The 18,933-nt window shown below is 74.1% G+C and carries 17 protein-coding genes; 7 read left to right on the top strand and 10 right to left on the bottom strand.

Annotation, left to right across the window (positions count from 1 at the left end; all coding sequences use genetic code 11):
• Window positions 1-9 precede the first annotated feature (9 nt).
• The 5 genes from ACFCY1_RS34390 to ACFCY1_RS34410 are packed head-to-tail and all read left to right on the top strand — an operon-like array spanning window position 10 to window position 5,211.
• A complete protein-coding gene (locus ACFCY1_RS34390; RefSeq protein ID WP_375877123.1) occupies window positions 10-1,029 on the top strand; it encodes a decaprenyl-phosphate phosphoribosyltransferase in 1,020 nt (339 codons plus the stop codon).
• Entirely contained in the window at window positions 1,023-2,186 is a 1,164-nt protein-coding gene (locus tag ACFCY1_RS34395) for an endonuclease/exonuclease/phosphatase family protein (RefSeq protein WP_375877124.1), read from the top strand. Before ACFCY1_RS34390 ends, ACFCY1_RS34395 begins: the two co-directional genes overlap by 7 nt.
• Window positions 2,179-3,219, top strand: coding sequence for a glycosyltransferase family 2 protein (locus tag ACFCY1_RS34400; RefSeq protein ID WP_375877125.1), 1,041 nt, complete (start codon window positions 2,179-2,181; stop codon window positions 3,217-3,219). The genes ACFCY1_RS34395 and ACFCY1_RS34400 overlap by 8 nt, the downstream gene beginning before the upstream one ends.
• Entirely contained in the window at window positions 3,216-4,277 is a 1,062-nt protein-coding gene (locus ACFCY1_RS34405) for a YbhN family protein (protein ID WP_375877126.1), read from the top strand. Before ACFCY1_RS34400 ends, ACFCY1_RS34405 begins: the two co-directional genes overlap by 4 nt.
• The gene (locus ACFCY1_RS34410; protein WP_375877127.1) at window positions 4,252-5,211 is read left to right on the top strand and encodes an aldo/keto reductase; all 960 of its coding nucleotides are present in this window, start codon (window positions 4,252-4,254) and stop codon (window positions 5,209-5,211) included. The genes ACFCY1_RS34405 and ACFCY1_RS34410 overlap by 26 nt, the downstream gene beginning before the upstream one ends.
• Before the next feature lie 64 nt (window positions 5,212-5,275).
• Here ACFCY1_RS34410 and ACFCY1_RS34415 read toward each other — a convergent pair whose 3' ends face one another.
• The 3 genes from ACFCY1_RS34415 to ACFCY1_RS34425 all read right to left on the bottom strand — a co-directional run bounded on the left by ACFCY1_RS34415 (window position 5,276) and on the right by ACFCY1_RS34425 (window position 7,779).
• Window positions 5,276-6,253: a helix-turn-helix transcriptional regulator gene (locus ACFCY1_RS34415; protein WP_049656999.1), complete on the bottom strand. Its 978-nt coding sequence runs from the start codon at window positions 6,251-6,253 to the stop codon at window positions 5,276-5,278.
• Window positions 6,254-6,430: 177 nt separating this feature from the next.
• Window positions 6,431-7,249, bottom strand: coding sequence for a hypothetical protein (locus tag ACFCY1_RS34420; protein WP_074002485.1), 819 nt, complete (start codon window positions 7,247-7,249; stop codon window positions 6,431-6,433).
• Complete coding sequence (locus ACFCY1_RS34425) at window positions 7,246-7,779, bottom strand: SigE family RNA polymerase sigma factor (protein ID WP_375877128.1); 534 nt, start codon at window positions 7,777-7,779, stop codon at window positions 7,246-7,248. The genes ACFCY1_RS34420 and ACFCY1_RS34425 overlap by 4 nt, the downstream gene beginning before the upstream one ends.
• Window positions 7,780-8,007: 228 nt before the next feature.
• Between ACFCY1_RS34425 and ACFCY1_RS34430 the strand changes: the two genes are divergently transcribed.
• A complete protein-coding gene (locus ACFCY1_RS34430) occupies window positions 8,008-11,406 on the top strand; it encodes a S8 family serine peptidase (RefSeq protein ID WP_375877129.1) in 3,399 nt (1,132 codons plus the stop codon).
• A gap of 219 nt (window positions 11,407-11,625) precedes the next feature.
• The gene (locus ACFCY1_RS34435; RefSeq protein ID WP_375877130.1) at window positions 11,626-12,027 is read left to right on the top strand and encodes a YccF domain-containing protein; all 402 of its coding nucleotides are present in this window, start codon (window positions 11,626-11,628) and stop codon (window positions 12,025-12,027) included.
• A gap of 88 nt (window positions 12,028-12,115) precedes the next feature.
• Here ACFCY1_RS34435 and ACFCY1_RS34440 read toward each other — a convergent pair whose 3' ends face one another.
• From ACFCY1_RS34440 to ACFCY1_RS34470, 7 genes are all read right to left on the bottom strand, one after another.
• Window positions 12,116-12,547 (bottom strand): SRPBCC family protein, encoded by a 432-nt coding sequence (locus ACFCY1_RS34440; protein ID WP_375877153.1) that lies wholly within the window; start codon window positions 12,545-12,547, stop codon window positions 12,116-12,118.
• 64 nt (window positions 12,548-12,611) lie between these two features.
• On the bottom strand, window positions 12,612-14,243 hold the full coding sequence (locus ACFCY1_RS34445; RefSeq protein ID WP_375877131.1) for an AMP-binding protein: 1,632 nt from the start codon (window positions 14,241-14,243) through the stop codon (window positions 12,612-12,614).
• Between the two features lie 141 nt (window positions 14,244-14,384).
• Window positions 14,385-14,624: a chaplin gene (locus ACFCY1_RS34450; protein ID WP_079272115.1), complete on the bottom strand. Its 240-nt coding sequence runs from the start codon at window positions 14,622-14,624 to the stop codon at window positions 14,385-14,387.
• Between the two features lie 98 nt (window positions 14,625-14,722).
• The gene (locus ACFCY1_RS34455) at window positions 14,723-15,097 is read right to left on the bottom strand and encodes a hypothetical protein (protein WP_375877132.1); all 375 of its coding nucleotides are present in this window, start codon (window positions 15,095-15,097) and stop codon (window positions 14,723-14,725) included.
• Complete coding sequence (locus ACFCY1_RS34460; RefSeq protein WP_117487068.1) at window positions 15,094-17,664, bottom strand: Hsp70 family protein; 2,571 nt, start codon at window positions 17,662-17,664, stop codon at window positions 15,094-15,096. The genes ACFCY1_RS34455 and ACFCY1_RS34460 overlap by 4 nt, the downstream gene beginning before the upstream one ends.
• A 31-nt stretch (window positions 17,665-17,695) precedes the next feature.
• Window positions 17,696-18,463, bottom strand: a complete 768-nt coding sequence (gene grpE / locus ACFCY1_RS34465) for a nucleotide exchange factor GrpE (RefSeq protein WP_375877133.1) — start codon at window positions 18,461-18,463, stop codon at window positions 17,696-17,698.
• The gene (locus ACFCY1_RS34470) at window positions 18,460-18,882 is read right to left on the bottom strand and encodes a hypothetical protein (RefSeq protein ID WP_049656716.1); all 423 of its coding nucleotides are present in this window, start codon (window positions 18,880-18,882) and stop codon (window positions 18,460-18,462) included. Before ACFCY1_RS34470 ends, grpE begins: the two co-directional genes overlap by 4 nt.
• Window positions 18,883-18,933 lie beyond the last annotated feature (51 nt).

The following is an 18,933-nucleotide window of genomic DNA, read 5'->3' on the forward strand; positions in this document are numbered from 1 at the left end:
GGAACGGAAGTGAGTACTGCGAGCGAGTACCGCAAGGGCCTCGTCGGCCCGCCGGTGCATCCGCCCGACGGGGCCACCGGCCCCCCGCCCGCCGACCTGCCCGAGGAGCCCGGCGGGTCCGGGCTGCCCGGGGAGCCCCGGCGCGGCTCGCTGGTGCGCGGCCTGCTCCGGCTGGTCAGACCGTTCCAGTGGCCGAAGAACGCGGTCGTCCTAGTGCTGCCCCTGCTGGCGTCCGGCGCCTCGCCGTGGCCGGCCGTCGCCGACGCCCTGCCCGTCCTGGTCCTGTTCGTCCTCGCGTCCTCGGCCACCTACGTCGTCAACGACCTCGCCGACCGGGAGCGGGACCGCCGCCACCCGGTCAAACGCCACCGCCCGATCGCCTCCGGGGCCGTCCCGGTCCCGGTCGCCATCGTGCTCGGCGCCGTCCTCTACCTCGCCCTGCTGGCCGGCTCGGCGGCCGCGGGGGCCGCCGCGGTCCCCGTGCTCGTCTACGCGGTCACCAACATCCTGTACAGCTTCGTCCTCAAGCACGTCTCGGTGGTCGACGTCTTCGTCATCGCCACCGGCTTCGTGCTGCGGGTCTGCGCCGGCGCGATGGCGGCCTCCGTCCCGATCTCCTCCTGGTTCCTGCTCTGCGTCTTCTCGGTCTGCATCCTGCTCGGCTTCGGCAAGCGCCGGCACGAGCTGACCTCGGTGCAGGGCGGGCCCTCGGAGCTGCACCGGCCGGCCCTGCGCGCCTACTCCGTCCCGTTCCTGAACAGCATGGTCACCTTCGCCGCCTCGGTGACCGTGCTCGCCTACGTGTCCTTCCTGCAGAGCGACGCCGCGGCCGGCGGCATGCGCCAGCTGCGGATCCTGCTCTCCACCCCGCTGGCGGTCTTCGCGATCGCCCGCTACCTGCAGATCCTGCTGGTCAGCGAGGGCGGCGGCGAACCGACCCGGACCCTCTTCACGGACCGGACCATGCTCGCCGTCGGCGGACTGTGGCTGACCGGCTTCGGACTCCTGCTGGCGGTGCAGTCATGGTGACGGCCCCCCAGCCCGGGCGCTTCGCGCTCCCCCGGCCCCGACGGTCCTGGTTCCTCGCCGACCGGGCCGCCACCTGGCCGGTCCGACTGCTGGCCGCGGTGAGCGCCGGGTGGCTGCTGTTCTGCGCGCTCCAGGAGGCCCTGACCGGCCGGGCCTGGTTCTGGGTCGTCCCCGGGGCCGCCCCGCCCCCGGTCCTGCTCGGCGTCCCGCTGCTGGTGCTGCTGGCCGCGCTCGCCGTCCGGCTGCGCCGCGGCCGCGGCCGGGTGCGCTGGCCCGCCGTCATGGGCGTGCTCTCGCTCGCCGTCGGGCTGGACCAGTCGGGACTGACGCTGGCCGCGGCGACGGCCGACCGGACGGTGCCGCCCGGCGCGATCCACGTCGTCGCGCAGAACACCGAGTACTGGGGCTCCGACGTGGACCCGGACCGGTTCTACGCCTACCTCAAGGCCCAGAACGCCGACGTGTACCTGCTCCAGGAGTACCTGCACTGGGACGACGCGGCCGGCGCCGACGGCGCCCGCGAGGTGGACGACACCGCCCGGCTGAAGCGCGAGTTCCCGGGCTACCAGGTGGTCACCCGGGGCGAGTTGGTGACCCTCTCCCGGTTCCCCGTGGTGGCGCAGCCACCGGTCGGCCCGGACCAGGAGCTGCGGGCGCGCGGGGAGGGCGACTGGTCGCGCGTCTTCGCCGGGGCCAAGGTGCTGCGCACCGACCTCGCGGTCAACGGCTCGGTGATGTCCTTCTACAACGTCCACATGCTCGTACCGGTCGCCTACGGGATGCCCCCGCAGGACTTCCCGGCCGACGTGCACCGCCGGCAGCGGGAGCGCCGGCAGCAGTTCGACGGGCTGGTCCGGGACGTCCGGGCCAACCCCGACCCCCTGTTCATCGCCGGCGACTTCAACACCAACGCCGGCATGGGCGACCTCAACGAGCTGCGCGGCCTCACCCAGGACGCGGCGGACGCGGGCGACACGGTCCTGCCGATGTCCTGGGACGCCGGCAGCTGGCACGACTGGTGGCGCTTCGACTGGGCGTTCACCGCACACGGCTCCCGGACCCACCGCTACTCGCTGAGCAGCCCCGAGGGCACATCCGACCATCTCCGCCAGGACGCCTGGATCACCGGGCCCGCAACGGGAGGCACACATGGCTGATCCGGACGCACACATGACCGGTTCGGAGGCACCCACGGCCGGCGCACGGCCCACCGTGTCGGTGATCATCCCCAACTACAACTACGAGAAGACCATCGCGGCGGTCGTCGAGTCCGCCCTCGCGCAGACCTACCCCGTGCACGAGGTGCTCGTCGTCGATGACGGCAGCTCGGACCGCTCTCCGGAGATCGTCCGGCGCTACCCCGTCCGGCTGATCACCCAGCGCAACGGCGGGGTGTCCGTCGCCCGCAACCGCGGGGCGGCCGAGAGCACCGGGGAGATCCTGTTCTTCCTGGACTCCGACATCGCGCTGGACCCGGACGCGGTCGCGAACGCCGTGGCCCTGCTGGCGGAGCAGCCCGACCTCGGCTGCGTCCACGGGGTGGTCGGCAAGCGGGCACTGTTCGACGACGGCCCGGTCGAGCGCTACCGCGTCCTGCACGAGTACTGGTGGCGCCGGCGGGCCACCGGCCGGGTGCGCACCGTCTTCTTCGCCATGTGCGCCATCCGGCGGGAGGTGTACGAGGAGATCGGCCCGCTGGACGAGACCCTGCGCGAGTCGGAGGACGTGGAGTACAGCGAGCGGCTGGCGGCGAAGTACCCGATCCTGCTGACCGAGCGCATCACCGGCCGGCACGACGACGTGGAGCGGCTGGGCGCGCTGCTCGGCGAGCAGTACCGGCGCTCGCAGCTGCTGGTGGCGTTCGCCGGCGCCCACCGCTTCAGCCCCGGGGCGCTCAAGGCGAACCGGATGCCGGGGGTGCTGGCCACCGCCGCCACCTGGGGGAGCCTGCCGCTGCTGCTGCTCACGCCCAAGGCGGCCGTCCTCCCGGCGCTGGGCGTGGCCTGGTTCGCGGTGGCGGACCCGGGGCTGGCCCGGTTCGTGGTGCGCGACCAGGGGCTGCGGTACTACCCGGTGTTCGTCGGCTACCACTTCCTGCTGCACACCGCACTGGTGGCGGGCGTCGCCCGGGGCGCGGTACGGGCGCTCACCGAACGCGGCTTCCGGCGGCCGCGGCACCCGGCGTCATGACGGACGGTGTCACGAAGGACGGCGTCGCGACGGACGGTGTTACAGCGGACGCGTCCGGGGTCGGTCCGGGAGCCGGCCCGCCGCGGGGCCGGCGGCGGCTGCTGACCGCCGTCCTCCTGGTGGCCGGCATCGCGGGCCTGGTCGCGGTGGCCCGCAACGACGCCTGGAGCCTGGTGACCAGGATGGCGGACGGCTGGTCCCTGGCCCTGCTGGCGGTGTCCGTACTGACGAACGTCGGCGGGCTGCTGCTCGGCCTGCTGTCCTGGCGGGCCGTCCTGGACGACCTGGGGCCGCCCGTCGGGCTGTTCGGCAGCGCCCGGATCTTCTTCTGCGGGCTGCTCGGCAAGTTCCTCCCGACCCCGGTCTTCGGGCTGCTCGCGCACATCCAGCTGGGCGCCGAGTACGGGGCCACGGCCGGACGGATGGTCACCACCTACGTGGTCAGCCTGGGCATCACCATGCTGACCGCCTGCCTCGCCGCGCTCGGCATCGCGCCCGCCGTGCTCGGCGGCAACACCTGGTGGCTGGCCCTGCCGGTCCTCGTCCTGCTCTGCTTCGTGGTCCGTCCGGGCCTGATCGGCGCGGCGGTGGAACACGGCGCCCGGCTGTTCCGCCGGCCGCCGCCGTCCGGGCGCAACTCGCCCCGCGCGGTGCGGGTTTCGCTCGCCCTGGCCCTGCTGTCCTGGTTCTCGGCCGGCCTGCACCTGTGGCTGATCGTGGTCGCCCTGGGCGGGCCGCCCGGCCGCTCGCTGGCGGCCTGCGTCGGGGGCTTCGCGCTCGCCACCGTGGCGGGCACGCTGACGATCGTCCTCCCGGACGGCCTGGGCGCCCGGGAGATGGTCCTGGTGCTGTCGCTGTCGACGGTGATGCCGGTCTCCACGGCCGGCGCGGCCGCGATCGTCTCCCGGCTGGTCTGCACAGTGGCCGAACTGGGCACCGCCGGGGTAATGATTCTGGTGACCAGGTCGCGGCGGGGCACTGCCCCGGCCGCGCCCGGCGACACCACTGCCGATCCCCCTGGAGGGAAGACTGATGCGGTACCGCAGCATCGGAGTTGACGGCCAGTCGGCCAGCGTGCTCTGTCTCGGCGCGATGACCTTCGGCACCACCGTCGACGAGGAGACCGCGACGGCGATCCTCGACCGGTTCACGGAAGCCGGCGGGACGTTCATCGACACCTCGAACAACTACGCCTTCTGGGCGCCCGGTGCGAACGGCTACGAGAGCGAGGAACTGCTCGGCCGCTGGACGGCCCGCCGCGGCAACCGCGACGACCTGGTGCTCGCCACCAAGCTCGGCGCCCGCCCGGTGCCCGGACTGCCCTTCCCCGAGCACATCGAGGGCCTGTCCGCCCGCGCGGTGCGGGAGGCGGCGGAGGGCAGCCTGCGCCGCCTCGGCACCGACCGGCTGGACCTGTACTACGCGCACGTGGCCGACCCGGCCACACCGGTCGAGGAGACCATGGGCGCCTTCGCCGGGCTGGTCGCCGACGGCAAGGTCACCGCCCTCGGGTGCAGCAACCACAGCGCCGCCCAGCTGGCCGACGCCAACGACCTTGCCGCCGACCGGGGTTGGCCAGGCTACCGGTGCGTCCAGCAGCGCCACAGCTACCTGCGGCCGAGGCCCGACGCGGACTTCGGCGTCCAGAAGCACGCCGACGAGGCCCTGCTCTCGTACCTCGCGGCGCGGCCCTCGATGGCGCTGCTCGCCTACTCCCCGCTGCTCGGCGGCTCGTACTGCCGCCCGGACCGCCCGCTGCGCGCGGAGTACGAGCAGCCGGAGACGAAGGCCCGGCTGGCCGTACTGGCGGAGGTGGCCGAGGAGACCGGCGCCACCGTCAACCAGGTGGTGCTGGCCTGGCTGATCGGCCACCCCGTCCCGACCGTCCCGGTGGTCGGCGCCAGCTCCGTCGCCCAACTGGAGGAGAGCCTGGGCGCGTTGGACCTCGTCCTCGACGAGGAGCAGCGCCGACGGCTGGACACCGCGGCCTGACCGGACCTCCCTCCAGCCGTCGGGGCCTGTCGTGCGGGACAGGCCCCGGCCCCGTGCCCGTCGGTCAGAGCCAGCCCTCCTTGGCCGCGCGCACCCCCGCCTCGAACCGGCTGCGGGCGCCCAGCCGGTTCATCAGCTGGGAGCTCATCCGGCGCACCGTGCGCAGCGACAGCCCGAGCCGCCGGGAGGCCACCTCGTCGGTGCAGCCGATGCTCAGCAGGAGCAGCAACTCCCGTTCCTGGGGCGTCAGATCGTGCTCGTTGCGGCGCGGGTCCTGGCCGAACGGCGTGCCCGCCGCCCAGAACTCCTCGAACAGCAGGGCCAGCGCGCTCACCACCCCCGGGGTCCGCACCTCCAGCGCGCCCGCGCGGCCGTCCTGCGGGTCGATCGGCACCAGCGCGGTCTCCCGGTCCACCACCACCAGCAGCAGCGGCAGGAAGGGCACCGTGCAGGCCTGCCCGCCGAGCCGGGTGAACCAGCGGACGTACTCCAGCGTCGCCGGGTCGTTGCGGAAGCTCTCCTGGTAGACGCTCCTGATCCGCACCCCGCGCTCCAGCGCCTGCCGGTCCAGCGGCTCGCTGGCGTCCATGGTGTCCGGCAGTTGGGCGCCGCCGGGCAGCAGCGACAGGCACTCGCGCTCGGCGGTGGAGGCCAGGTCCTCCAGCCGCTTGCGGACCATGTCCAGCCCCTCCAGCCGGTGGATGACCTCGTACCGCGAGGCCCGGTTGGCGTTGAACCGGGCGCTCAGCGCGGTCACCGCCTGCTCGGCGGACTCGATCTGCCGCTGGCGCCGGCTGAGGTCAGCGGTGGCCCGCGAGAGCAGGAACCCGAACCCGACGTCCGGATTGAACGGCACCGCGTCCCGGCAGCCGTCCTCCAGGTTCACCAGGTCCAGCTCGGCCAACCGGTTCAACGCGACCCGCACCCGCTCCTCACTCCACCCCAACCGCTCGGCCATGTCGACGACCCGGAACCCCGGCTCCTCCACGATCAGCCGGTACACCGCCTCCGCCGACGGTTCGATGCCCAGCACCTCAAGCACAGCAGATACCCCCGTATGGTCCCGCTCGTCACCACAGGGAGGCTAAGCCAGCTAGCCGACTAGGTCTATACCAATATTTCTCGGATGCCCACCGCCCCGCCCCGGGGGCCGACAGCACGGGTCACGCCCCGCCGGGCAGGCGCACGGCGGGGCGGACGCGTCCCGGGCCGCGGCCGGTCAGAAGCGCCAGGCGGGGTCGTCGGCGATCGCCAGCAGCTCGTCCGTTCCCAGGCCCGCGCCGGACGCGCCGGCCCACTGCTGGAGCGTCACCGTCCGACCGTCGGCACGCTGCACGCGAACGTACTGGGAGACGCGGCCGCCCTGCGGGAAGGTCAGCGTCATCGCCTCGCCCCGGGCGCCGCCCGGGAGTTCGGCCACCTGGCAGTTGGTGCGCGGGGCCGCCTCCTGCGGCGAGGGCACGCCGGGGCGCGGCGTGACCTTGGGCAGGGCGATCGTGGCGCAGAGCGGTACGTTCGGGGCGTCGGCGGTCCGGTCGGCGCCGCCGACGAGCTCCACCTGGCCCACCGGGGACGCCCAGTCGACCCGGAAGGTGCGGCCGGGGATGTCACCGCCGCGCACCGTCGTGCCGCCGCCCGCCGGAAGGAGCCCGGCCAGGGTGGCGCCCAGCTGCTCACTGCTCCAGCCGGTGGGCCGGCCGCCGCCGGGGCCGAAGGAGTCCGGTCGCAGCGGTTGCGGGGCGTCGCCGGCCGCGCCGGCCAGGGTCAGCGGGCCGGTCAGCGGGTCGGCGGCCACCGCCGTGCCGCCCGGGTCGTGGGCGGCACCGCCGGTCGGCAGGCCCCCCAGCAGGGCGGTCAGAGCCGCGGCGGCTGCCACCCCGGCGCCGGCCCGCACGGCCAGCCGCACGCCGCTGCGGCGTCGTCCGGCGGCCACTGCCGCGTCCACCGAGTCGGCGGGCAGTGGCGGTTCGGTGCCGAGTCCGGTGGCGAGCAGGGCCCGCAGCTCGTCCTGCCCGTCGAGGGCGTGGTCATGTGTCACAGCAGTTCCTTCAGGGGGGTAGGGGTGACGGCCAGTTCGTCGAACGGGTCGGTCTCGCCGAGCAGCTCGCGCAGCCGGGCGAGAGCCCGGAAGGTGTGGCTCTTGACCGTGCCGGCGGTGCAGCCGAGCGCCTTGGCGGTGGCCGCGATGTCCAGGTCGACCCAGAACCGCAGGACCACCACGGCCCGCTGACGCGGCGGCAGCGCGGCCAGCGCGGCCCGGACCTGGAGGCCCAGCGAGGGGTCGGCTCCCTGGCCGGCCCGGTCGGGCAGCACGGGCGTCGGGTCCTCGTGCCGCCAGCGGCGCCGGGTGTGGTCGATGCAGGACCGGGTCAGCACCCGGTGGGCGTAGGCCTCCAGGTTGGCGATCCGGTGCCGCCTTCCCCACACCGCGTACAGCTTGGTCAGTGCGGTCTGCGTGATGTCCTCGGCGTGGTGCCAGTCGCCGCACATCAGGTACGCGGTCCGCCGCAGGTGCGGCAACCGGTCCTCGGCGAAGCCGCGGAACTCCTCCAGGTCTGCGCTACGCACAGGGCGTGCCCTCCGTTCGTCTCTGCCCTCTCCGACGGAGCGGACCCGCTGCCGGGATGTCACCGGAGGGGGAAAACCCGAGGGAACTTTCTGACGGGCCGTGACATCCTCTGCGGCCCCCTGCTCCGTCGATCCAGTGGCAGGGCCGACGAGCGGCCCGCCGAATCCAGGGCATCGCCCCACTGAGAGGACACTATGCAAGGCATACACAGAAGAGGCCCGAGGCGGGTGGGCCGGTGGCCGGCCGTCGCGCTGGGCGCGGTGCTGGCGGGGACGACCGTCGCCCCGGCCGGCTGGGCGTCGCCGGCCGAGGCACCCGCCGGGGGCTCCGCACCGGCGGCGGGCCGGCCGGTCCGGGTGACCCTGGTGACCGGCGACCGGGTCACCGCCCTGGTCGGCACCGACGGCGGGGTGTCGCTGGTCGCCGTACAGCCCGGGCCCGGACGCGAGGACGTGACCTTCACCCAGCGCTCCGGCGCCCCGGGCACGCTCACCCTGCTCCCCGCGGACGCCGTCGAGCCGCTGAGCACCGGGCGGCTGGACCCGCGGCTGTTCGACGTCGCCGGGCTGATCGCCCAGGGCTACGACGACGCGGGCACCGCCGAGCTGCCGCTGATCCTCGGCTCGGACCGACCCGGCGCCAAGGGGTTCGCCGCCGCCGCGCCGCCGGCCGGGGCCACCGTCGTACGCACGCTGGAGAGCGTGCACGGCGTGGCCCTGCGCGCCCCGAAGGCCCGCACGGGCGAGCTCTGGCAGCAGCTCGCCCGGCCCGGCGCCGGGCTCGCCGCGAGCGGGGTGGACAAGGTCTGGCTGGACGGCAAGGTGACCGCCGCGCTCGACCGGTCGACCGCGCAGATCGGCGCCCCGCAGGCCTGGTCGTCCGGCTGGACCGGCAAGGGCGTCAAGGTCGCGGTGCTGGACAGCGGCATCGACCGCGGGCACCCCGACGTGGCCGGCTCCCTCGGCGAGAGCTCCGACTTCACCCTCGCCGACCCGGCCCGCGAAGGCCCCACCCCAGTGGCCTCCGACGCGGACGGCCACGGCACGCACGTCGCCTCGATCGTGGCGGGCACCGGCTCCGCCTCCGACGGCCGGTTCAGGGGCGTCGCCCCCGAGGCCCGGCTGCTGGTCGGCAAGGTGCTGGACGACGAGGGCAACGGCCAGGAGTCCTGGGCGCTCCAGGGCATGGAGTGGGCCGCGGCCCGCGCGCCGATCGTCAACACCAGCTTCACCGGCGCCGCCACCGACGGCACCGACCCGCTGGCCCAGGCCGTCAACACGCTCTCCGCCCGCTACGGCACGCTCTTCGTCGCCGCGGCCGGCAACAACGGCCGGCCCGGCACCGTCGGCACCCCCGGCTCGGCGGACGCCGCGCTGACCGTGGGTGCCGTCGACCGCGACGGCTCGCTGGCCGGCCTCTCCAGCCAGGGCCCTCGCACCGGCGACCACGCCGTCAAGCCGGACCTCACGGCACCCGGCATCGGCATCGTCGCCGCCCGCGCCGCCGGGACGGACGGCCAGAACCCGGTCGGCGACCGGTACACGGCCATCTCCGGCACCTCGATGGCGGCCCCGCACGTCGCCGGAGCCGCCGCCCTGCTCCTCCAGCAGCACCCGGACTGGAAGGGGCCGCAGCTCAAGGCCACGCTCGTGTCCTCCGCCGCCCCGCTGGCCGGGCGCGGCGCGTACGAGCAGGGCGCCGGGCGGGTCGACGTCGCCCGGGCCACCACCCAGGAGGTGTACGCGACCGCCGAGGGCACCGGGATCCGCCTGGACGACGCGTCCGACGCGGCCCCGACCAGCCGGACCGTCACGTACCACAACGCCGGCGGCACGCCTGTCACCCTGGACCTGGCCGCCCGGTCCACCGGGCCGGCCGGCGGGTTCACCGTCGCCCCCGCCCGGCTGACCGTCCCGGCCGGCGCCAGCGCACCGGCCACCGTGACCGTGGACCCGGCCCGGATCGCCGCGGGCGCCTCGCTGACCGGCCGGGTGACCGCGACCGGCCCCGGCGGCACCGCCGTCACCACCCCGTACGCGCTCACCCGCGAGGCCGTCCGGCACGACGTCACCGTCACCGCAGTCGACCGCGACGGCGCTCCGGTGGGACCGGGCACCTGGATGACCCAGTCGATGATCGGCCTGGTCAACCTGGACACCCGGGAGTCCTTCCCGCTCCGGTTCACCGGCGGCACCGCCACCGCCCGGGTACCCGAGGGCCGCTACAACCTCGGCGGCAAGCTGGTCACCCCCGGCGCCGGGACCGCAAGCCCGACGTCCACCCTGTTCCTCCAGCCCGAGCTGGAGCTGCGCGGCGACACCAGGATCGCCGTCGACGCCCGGCAGGGCAGGCAGCTGACCGTCACGGTGCCCGGCCGCGCCACCACCGGCTGGTCGCTCTCCGCGGCCTACTGCTACCGCACCGGCGGCGACGAGGGGTGCGCCGACTCCTTCGCGGCCATCGGCCGGCCCGGCAACCTGTACGTCATCCCCGGCGGCCGACCCGGCGCCGGCCGGCTGGACTTCACGGCGCAGAGCGTCCAGAACGGCCCGCAGCAGCAGAACGGACGGCTGCCGGACCGCTACGACCTGCTGGTGCACACCACCGGCGGGCTCCCGGACCCGGCCTTCACCGTCGACCCCGGCGAGCTGGCCACCCTCAACACCCGCTACTTCGCCCAGGCCCCCGGCACGGCGGGCGACTTCAGCAGCTTCGCGGAGGCCGGCGGCGTCGGCGGCCTCAGCATCGCGGAGCCGAACTTCGCGCTGCCGGCCGTCCGCACCGAGTACTTCACCGTCAAGGACCAGCGCCGCGAGACGACCTTCGGCCAGAACGCCGGGCCCGGCGGCGAGATGGTCCCCTCCACGGTGAGCCAGAGCGGTGCCCTGCGCTGCGCGGCCGGCGAGACCTGTGCCGAGCGCTGGAACGCCGCCGTCATCGGACCCGGCCTCGCCCCCGGCCAGGGCGGCGCGGCCACCATGGCCCGCACCAGCGACGGCTTCCTCACGCTGGCGCCGCAGCTGTTCAGCGACGCCTCACCCGGCCACATCGGCTCACCGTGGACGCGGCGGCTGGACGACACCATCCGGATCGACCTGGAGCGGGACGGCAAGCGGATCGGCAGCAGCGCACGGGAGTCCGCCGACTTCGCCGTGCCGGCCGGCGACGCCACCTACCGGCTGACCGCGAAGGCCACCCGGTCCGAACCGTGGGCCGCGCTGTCCGGCACCGTCGAGGCGGTCTGGACCTTCCGCTCGGGAGCCGTCGCACCGGGCCCCGGCGGCGCCCCGCGCAGCACCCCGCTGCCGATCCACGCGGTCCGCTTCACCGCCCCGGTCAACCCGGACAACCAGGCGCCGCGCAAGCAGCACACGCTGCTCGCCGCCGTGGAGCGGCAGAGCGGCGCGCCCGCCGCGACCGTCGCCAGCCTGGAGGTCCAGGTCTCCTTCGACGACGGCGCCAACTGGCGCAACGCCCCGGTGCAGCCGGGCGACAGCGGCTACCGGGTCACCGTCGACCCGCCGGCCGGGACGGGCGGCTTCGTCTCGCTCAGGGCCGTGGCCCGGGATGCCGACGGCGGCTCCGTCGAGCAGACCACGCTCCGCGCCTACCGGCTGACACCGTGAAGCGGGCTCGGTGGCCCGGGGGTCTCCCCCGCGCCACCGAGCCGTCGGGCCGCCTCGCACCCGGCCCCCTTCGGCGGGCGCCGAACCCGAAGGAGTCCCTGTCCGGGACTGCTACCCGGACCGATCCCTGAGGCGCGACCCCTAAGGGCGTAGACACGCTCACCAGCGGGCATGGCACGGTTGCAGTGCAACGTCATCAGCCGTGAGAAGGTACCGATCATGAGTGCAGTGAAGTTCATCCTCAATGTCATCTGGTTGGTTTTCTGCGGCATTTGGATGGCTCTTGCCTACGTGCTCGCCGGAATCATCTGCTGTGTACTGGTCATTACCATCCCGTTCGGCATCGCCTCCTTCCGGATCGCCGGCTTCATCCTGTGGCCGTTCGGGCGGACGGCGGTGGAGCGGCCGGACGCCGGGCCGGCGTCGTGCGTCGGGAACGTGATCTGGCTGGTCTTCGCCGGGTGGTGGCTGGCGATCGGGCACCTGGTCACCAGCATCCCGCTGTTCCTGTCGATCATCGGCATCCCCTTCGGGTGGGCCAACCTCAAGATGATCCCGATCTCGCTGATGCCGCTCGGCCGCGAGATCGTGCCGACGGACCGGGAGTGGGGCGCGCGGTAACCGGGACACGGACCTCGACGGCCGGCGACGGGCAGCATCCCGCGCCGGCCGTCCGCGTTCGCCGGGGGGGGTGGCAGGGGGGCGGGCGTCAGCGGCCGAGGCGGGACTCCAGGGTGCGCAGGTCCGCGGTGAGGGCGGACCGCACCGGGCGGGACATCAGCGGGCCGGCCAGGCGGCGGCCGCCGCGGACGCGGATGCGGGCGAAGGTGCCGGTCCGGGTGGGCTCGAAGGTGTAGGTGACGCGCATGGGCATCGGCCCGGCGACGGAGACCATGTCGAGCACCGTCGGCGGGTCGTGGCGCGACACGCGCAGCACGTACGAGAAGGACCGGCCCAGGAAGTGCGCGGTCCGGGTGACCTCGGCGCCCGCGCCGAAGCCGCCGGTGTCGGCTTCCCGGGTGAGGGTGGCACTGCGGATGCCCCGGGTCCACTCGGAGTCGTGGCGCCAGTCCATCGCGTAGGCGGCGACCGTGGCGGGCGGGAGGGGGATCAGGCGTTCCACTGTGACGTCGAGCATGATCACACTCTCCCGCCGGGCGGGCCGGCGCGCTCCCCGGACTCGCCCGGGCGGAGGCGGGCCCCGGTCAGAGCCCCAGGATCCGCTGGGCCTGCGCCCGCATCTCGACCTTGCGGATCTTCCCGGTGACCGTCATCGGGAACTCCTCGACCACGTGCACGTAGCGCGGGATCTTGACGTGGGCGAGCCGGCCCGCGCAGTACCCGCGGACCGCCTCGGCGGTGAGCGGCTCGGCGCCCTCCCGCATCCGGATCCAGGCCATCAGCTCCTCGCCGTACTTGGCGTCGGGGACGCCGATGACCTGGACGTCGAGGATGTCCGGGTGGGTGTGGAGGAACTCCTCGATCTCGCGCGGGTAGAGGTTCTCGCCGCCGCGGATCACCATGTCCTTGATCCGGCCGGTGATGGCGAGGTAGCCGTCCTCGTCCATCACCGCGAGGTCCCCGGTGTGCATCCAGCGGGCGGCGTCGACGGCCTCGGCGGTGCGCTCCGGCTCGCCCCAGTAGCCGAGCATGACGGAGTAGCCGCGGGTGCAGAGCTCGCCGGGTTCGCCGCGCGGGACGGTCCGACCGGTGGCCGGGTCGACCACCTTGACCTCCAGGTGCGGGCCGACCCGGCCCACCGTGGCGACCCTCCGCTCGACCGGGTCGTCGACCCGGGTCTGGGTGGAGACCGGCGAGGTCTCGGTCATGCCGTAGCAGATGGAGACCTGCGCCATGCCCATCCGCCCGATGACCTCCTTCATCACCTCGCTCGGGCAGGGCGAGCCGGCCATGATGCCGGTGCGCAGGCTGCCGAGGTCGTAGCGCTCGAAGTCCGGGTCGGCCAGCTCGGCGATGAACATGGTCGGCACGCCGTACAGCGAGGTGCAGCGCTCGGCGGCGACGGCGGCCAGGGTGGCGCCGGGCTCGAAGGAGGGGGCGGGGATGACCATGCAGGCGCCGTGCGAGGTGGCGGCGAGATTGCCCATCACCATGCCGAAGCAGTGGTAGAACGGCACCGGGACGCAGATCCGGTCCTGCTCGGTGTAGGCGAGCAACTCCCCGACGAAGTACCCGTTGTTGAGGATGTTGTGGTGGGAGAGCGTCGCGCCCTTGGGGAAGCCGGTCGTCCCGGAGGTGTACTGGATGTTGATCGGGTCGTCGGGGGCCAACTCGCCCTGCCGTTCGGCGAGTCGGGCCGGGTCGGCGCGCCGTCCGGCGGCGGTCACGGCGTCCCAGTCGGGGCCGCCGAGCAGCAGGACGTGCTCCAACTCCGGACAGCGGGGCCGCACTTCAGAGATCATCCCGGCGTAGTCGGAGGTCTTGAAGCGCTCGGCGGCGACCAGCAGCCGGATGCCGGCCTGGTTCAGCACGTACTCCAACTCGTGGGCGCGGTAGGCCGGGTTGACCGTGACCAGGATCGCGCCGAGCTTGGCGGTGGCGTACTGGGTGAGCGTCCACTCGGCGCAGTTGGGGGCCCAGATGCCGACCCGGTCGCCCTTGGCGATCCCGAGTTCCAGCAGGCCGAGCGCCAGGGCGTCGACGTCGGCGGCGAGTTCGGCGTACGTCCAACGGCGGGCGGTGGCCCGGTCGACCAGGGCGTCGCGCCCGGGGAAGGCGCGCACCGCGCGGTCGAGGTTCTCCCCGATGGTGTCGCCGAGCAGCGGGACGTCCGAGGCGCCGGAGGCGTAGCTGCGGGGGGTCGGCGTGGTCGGCACGGGCGGGCTCCCTGGGGACGGCGGTGCGGGACGGGGTCCATGGTCGCGGGCGCCGGCCCCGCGCCGCCACCCCCGAACGGGGGTACGGACACGGCGCTGGGGCCGCCCGTCACGGTCGACGGACGGCCCCAGCGCGCGGGGTCACTTGTTGATGCAGGTGTTGCCGAACGCCGGGTTGAGGAGCCCGATGATGTCGATCGAGTTCCCGCAGACGTTGGCCTCCAGGTTGATCGGGACCTGGATCACGTTGCCGGACAGGATGCCGGGCGAACCGATGGCGGCCCCGTTGGCGGTGGCGTCGCCGGCGGACGCGGTGCCGGCCCCGGCGAGGACCGTCACCGCGGCGAGGGCGGTGGCGGCGAAGGTGGTACGCATACGCATTGCGTCACTCCTTGTGAGCAGAGCGGGTCGAAGTGTGACGATCACACCTCGCCCACGATCACAAGGGATGCGCTCCTCCGCACGCCGGATTCGCCCGTCTAGGGCGTGTCGCCCTCCCGACCCACCGGCTCCCCGCCCTCGGGGCCGGCGCCACCGAGCGATTCCAGCAGGTCCCGGGCCGGACGAAGGCCCGGCTCGGCCGCCACCGCGCGGTGCAGCAGCCCGAGGGCGAGCGGCCCCTCCCCGGCCGCCAGGGCCTCCAGTGCGCGGTTGTAGTCGATCCGTCCGGCGTAACGCAGCCGGAACAGCACGGACAGGTCCTCCCGGCAGGACGGGCAGCGCAGGGTCACCGGGTCCGCCGGAACCCTGCACAGCGGGCACGGCACCGGCGGGGCCCCAAGGGCCGCGACAGCGCCCCCGGCGCCCGGGACGGACACGGCGTCCACGGCGTCCACGGCGTCCACGGCGCTCATCGCGGCCCCGCCTCCTCCGGCCGGACCGGGCCGAGCGACTCCTGGGCCGGCTCGCTGCCCAGCTCCCGCTGCGCCTGCGCGTACAGGGCCAGCAGGTTCGACATGTGGGTGTTCACGTCCGCCATGTTGGGCGCCTCCACGGCCTCGTCCAGCCCGCGCAGCTCGGCCATGATCAGCTGGGCCAGGGCGGGCGAGACCATGCTCTGGGTCACGTAGATGTTGCACATGGTCAGCATCCGCATGGTGTGCCCGAGCGAGTCGCACAGCTCGTCCGCCTTGCGGGCCGAGCGCACCGCGCCGTCCCAGTCGGCGGCCTCCCGGCGCAGCCGCAGCTCGGCGGCCACCGACCGCAGCCGGTCCAGGTCGCTCGGGTCGAGGAGCTTCTCGCAGTAGTGGATGAACAGGCTCAGGTACGCCTCCGAGCCGCGCACCCAGCGCTGGGCCTTGAGCTGCTGCTGGGCCCGCTCCAGCGCCGCGTCCACCGACTGGCCGCGGGTCTGCCCGGCCGCCAGGTCGTCCAGGGTGTCCATCAGCCGCTGCGCCTCGCGCATCTCGGCCTCGGTCAACTCGCCGCCCCAGCGGTCGGTGAAGGACTCGATCTGCCGCTGCTGCTCCTCGACCTGCACCTTCAGCTCCGGGTCGAGGGTGACCCGCTCCAGCTTGACGGTCTTCTCGGCGCCGCCCTGGATCCGCACCGACAGCGTGATGGTGCGGTCCCGGTCGAGGCCGAAGGCGACCTCCACCGGGGTGCGGCCGCCCAGGCCCTCGGGCAGCCGCAGGGTGAGGTGGCCGATCAGCTCGTTCTGCTGGGCGATCTCGTGCTCGCCCTCGTAGACCGCGACCTCCAGCCGCTGCCGGCCGCTGCCGGAGACCACGAACTCCCGGCTGACCGGCGAACTCGTCGGGTAGCTGGTGTTCTTGGGGATGATGACGGCGAGGCGGCCGTCGTTCAGCTCGATGCCGAGGTTCTTCGGGGTGATGTCGAACGGGTTGGTGACCTGCGCCAGTTCGCCGCAGCCCGGGCAGACCTCACAGCCCGGCGGGTTCACCAGGCCGCAGGAGGCGCAGCGCAGGCCGACGTCCTCGGCGGCGGTGGTGGCCACCCTGGTGTGGCCCGGGGCGGCCGAGTTGAGCGGCTCGCCGCACAGCTCGCAGGCGGTGACGCCGGGGGCGGCCGGGGTGCCGCAGCGCGGGCAGTTGCCGCCGTGCACCACGGCGGTGGCCCGGGTGGCCTGCCGCGGGACCGTCCCGCCGCCGCCCGAACCGTCCAGCGCCTGCTCGCACTTGGGGCAGGAGGCCGCCCCGGCGTCGACCGGGAGGTGGCAGGTCGGGCAGGAGACCCGGTCGCCGCCGAGCAGGCCGGCGGCGCAGTTGGCGCAGTTGGAGGCGGACAGGTCGCCGGGGGCCCGGCACTCGGGGCACTCCACCTCGCCGACCAGCGCGGACTGCACGGCCGCGCCGAGCGCCACGCACTGCATCGGGTTGACGCCGCGCCGGATCCGGCGGGGGCCGAAGACCTCGCCGAGCCGGCGGGCGACCAGCGGGATCGCGGTCGAGCCGCCGACCAGCACCACCTCGTCGATGTCCCCGACGGTCAGGTTGGCCTGCATGATGGCCTTGTGGGTCAGCTCGATGGTGCGCTCGATCCGGGCCTCGATCAGCTCCTCGAAGCGGGCCCGCTCGAACTCCGTCTCCAGCACCAGCTGTCCGGCGCCCAGGCCCGGCAGGATGACCTCGGAGGACTCCTGGTGGGAGAGCTCGATCTTGATGGTCTCGGCGGTCGCGGCGATCTTCGGACGGTCGCGCAGGTCGGGTTGGTACTCCGCGCCGTACTCCTCCCGGATGTCCTCCAGCAGCGCGGTGGTGATCCCCCGGTCGAAGTCGTCGCCGCCGAGCAGGTTGTCGCCCTCGATGCCGAGCACCGAGACCGAGCCGGGCACCAGCAGCAGGATGGAGATGTCGAAGGTGCCGCCGCCGAGGTCGTAGACCAGGACGGTCTTCCCCTCCTCGCCCGCCTCGGAGGTGATCCCGTAGGCGAGGGCGGCGGCGGTCGGCTCGTTGATGATCCGCAGCACGTGCAGGCCGGCCATCCGGCCCGCCTCCTGGGTGGCCGCGACCTGCCGCTCGCCGAAGTACGCGGGAACGGTGATGACGGCGCGGTGGAAGGGCTCGCCGAAGCGCTGCTCGGCGTCCTCCTTGAGGCGGTGCAGGATGATCGCGGAGATCTCGATCGGGGTGTACGAGCGGCCGTTGAACCAGACGTTGACGTCGCCGTCGGTGCCCGCGGTGACCTTGTAGTCCACCTCCTTCAGGGCCGCCTGGACCTGCGGGTCCTTGAACTTGCGGCCCATGAAGCGCTTGACCGAGCGGATCACGTTGGCGCCGTCGACGGCGATCCGGCTGCGCGCGGTGGAACCCACCAGCAGCTCGCCCTTGCGGCCGCTACCGACCACGGAGGGCGTCGCCTCCTGGTTCTGCCGGTTGAAGATGATCTCCGGCTCGCCCCGGCGCAGGTGGGCGACCACGGAGTTGGTGGTGCCCAGGTCGATGCCGAGTGTGCGGTACATGTCGTTCCCCTCTTGCCCCTCGTGGTCCTGGCTACTTCTTGCGCTTCATCTGCCTGGCCTGCTCGGCCACGGCCTTGGCCCGGCGGCGGGCCCGGGGCGGGGCCGCCTTGGGCTGGGCCCGGGTGACCGGCGTGGCGGCTTCGGGTGCGTCGTCCGCCTCGGGTGCCTCGGGTGTCTCGGGCTTGACGGCCTCGGTGGCTTCCGTTGCCTCGAAGGCTTCGACGGTCTCGGCGCTCTCGGCGACCTCGGGTGTCTCCGGCTCGGTGACCGCCGGCTCCGGGTACGGGTCCGGGTACGGCTCCGACTCCGGTGCGGCGACCACCACTTGGGCCCGGCGCAGCACCTCGTCCCCCCAGAAGAACCCGGTCACCACCGTCCGCACCACCGTCTCCGGCGCCACCCCGGACCGGGCCTCGGTGCCCACGATCTCGGTCAGGTCCGGGTCGGCCGTCATGCCCTCCAGCCGCATCGGCCGCACCCTGGCCTTGGCGAGCTGCCCGAGCAGCCGGCGCCGGGTGGCCTCCAGGCCGGCGCCGCGCCCGAGCGCCACCAGCTCGCGGTCCAGGCCGAGGGCGGCGAGCGCGTCGTCCACCTCGACCAGGATGCCCAGCAGTTCGCGCTGCTCGGCCCGGGCTTCCTGCTTCTGCTCCGTCAGCTTGCTCCCCAGCAGGGACGCCCGGAAGAGCAGTCGGCCGAACGCCTGCTCCAGGTCGACGTCCTCGACGCCGGGCGGGATCTCCAGCGGCCGGTGCCCGTCAACCAGGGCTTCGGCGGGCGCGTCGGTGGGTGCGTCGGTCATTCGGGGACCTCGATCTGCGGCAGCACGGACAGGTCCGCCGCGTAGCGGGCGGGGACGGGCGGTTCGGGGTCGGCGCCGCCGGGGGCGGGCTCGGTGAAGTCGGCGGCCAGCTCGGCCCGGTGGAGGGCGGGCAGGGCGGCGGGCGGCAGCGGCGGGCGCTCGATCACCAGGAGCGGCTCGACGAGTGCGGGGGCGAGCAGCTCGGCGGCCTGGTCGACCGGTTCCGGCGGGAGGGGCCGCTGGAGGTCCGCCTCCAGGCGCCGGTCCGGGTTGCGCAGCAGCGCGGCGGCCTCCTGGATCTGCTGCCGGGTGTACCGGCCGGCCCGCATCGCCGGTCCGACGGCGAGGTTGATCTCGCGCACGCCGGCCGTGAGCGGGATGCCCAGGACCTCGTACGGCGACGGTTCGTGCAGTGGCATGGCGGGAGGTCTCTCTCCTCACGGTGGCGGTGGCGGTTCGGTCGGCGCTTC

The sequence above is a fragment of the Kitasatospora sp. NPDC056273 genome (genome assembly GCF_042268845.1).
In the GTDB taxonomy this organism is placed as follows: Bacteria; Actinomycetota; Actinomycetes; order Streptomycetales; family Streptomycetaceae; genus Kitasatospora.

Coding starts and splice junctions, on each gene's coding strand:
- ACFCY1_RS34405 (WP_375877126.1), top strand. CDS start 3,216: ATGACGGACGGTGTCACGAAGGACGGCGTCGCGACGGACGGTGTTACA.
- ACFCY1_RS34450 (WP_079272115.1), bottom strand. CDS start 14,624: ATGCGTATGCGTACCACCTTCGCCGCCACCGCCCTCGCCGCGGTGACG.
- ACFCY1_RS34410 (WP_375877127.1), top strand. CDS start 4,252: ATGCGGTACCGCAGCATCGGAGTTGACGGCCAGTCGGCCAGCGTGCTC.
- ACFCY1_RS34460 (WP_117487068.1), bottom strand. CDS start 17,664: ATGTACCGCACACTCGGCATCGACCTGGGCACCACCAACTCCGTGGTC.
- ACFCY1_RS34400 (WP_375877125.1), top strand. CDS start 2,179: ATGGCTGATCCGGACGCACACATGACCGGTTCGGAGGCACCCACGGCC.
- grpE (WP_375877133.1), bottom strand. CDS start 18,463: ATGACCGACGCACCCACCGACGCGCCCGCCGAAGCCCTGGTTGACGGG.
- ACFCY1_RS34395 (WP_375877124.1), top strand. CDS start 1,023: ATGGTGACGGCCCCCCAGCCCGGGCGCTTCGCGCTCCCCCGGCCCCGA.
- ACFCY1_RS34435 (WP_375877130.1), top strand. CDS start 11,626: ATGAGTGCAGTGAAGTTCATCCTCAATGTCATCTGGTTGGTTTTCTGC.
- ACFCY1_RS34470 (WP_049656716.1), bottom strand. CDS start 18,882: ATGCCACTGCACGAACCGTCGCCGTACGAGGTCCTGGGCATCCCGCTC.
- ACFCY1_RS34455 (WP_375877132.1), bottom strand. CDS start 15,097: ATGAGCGCCGTGGACGCCGTGGACGCCGTGGACGCCGTGTCCGTCCCG.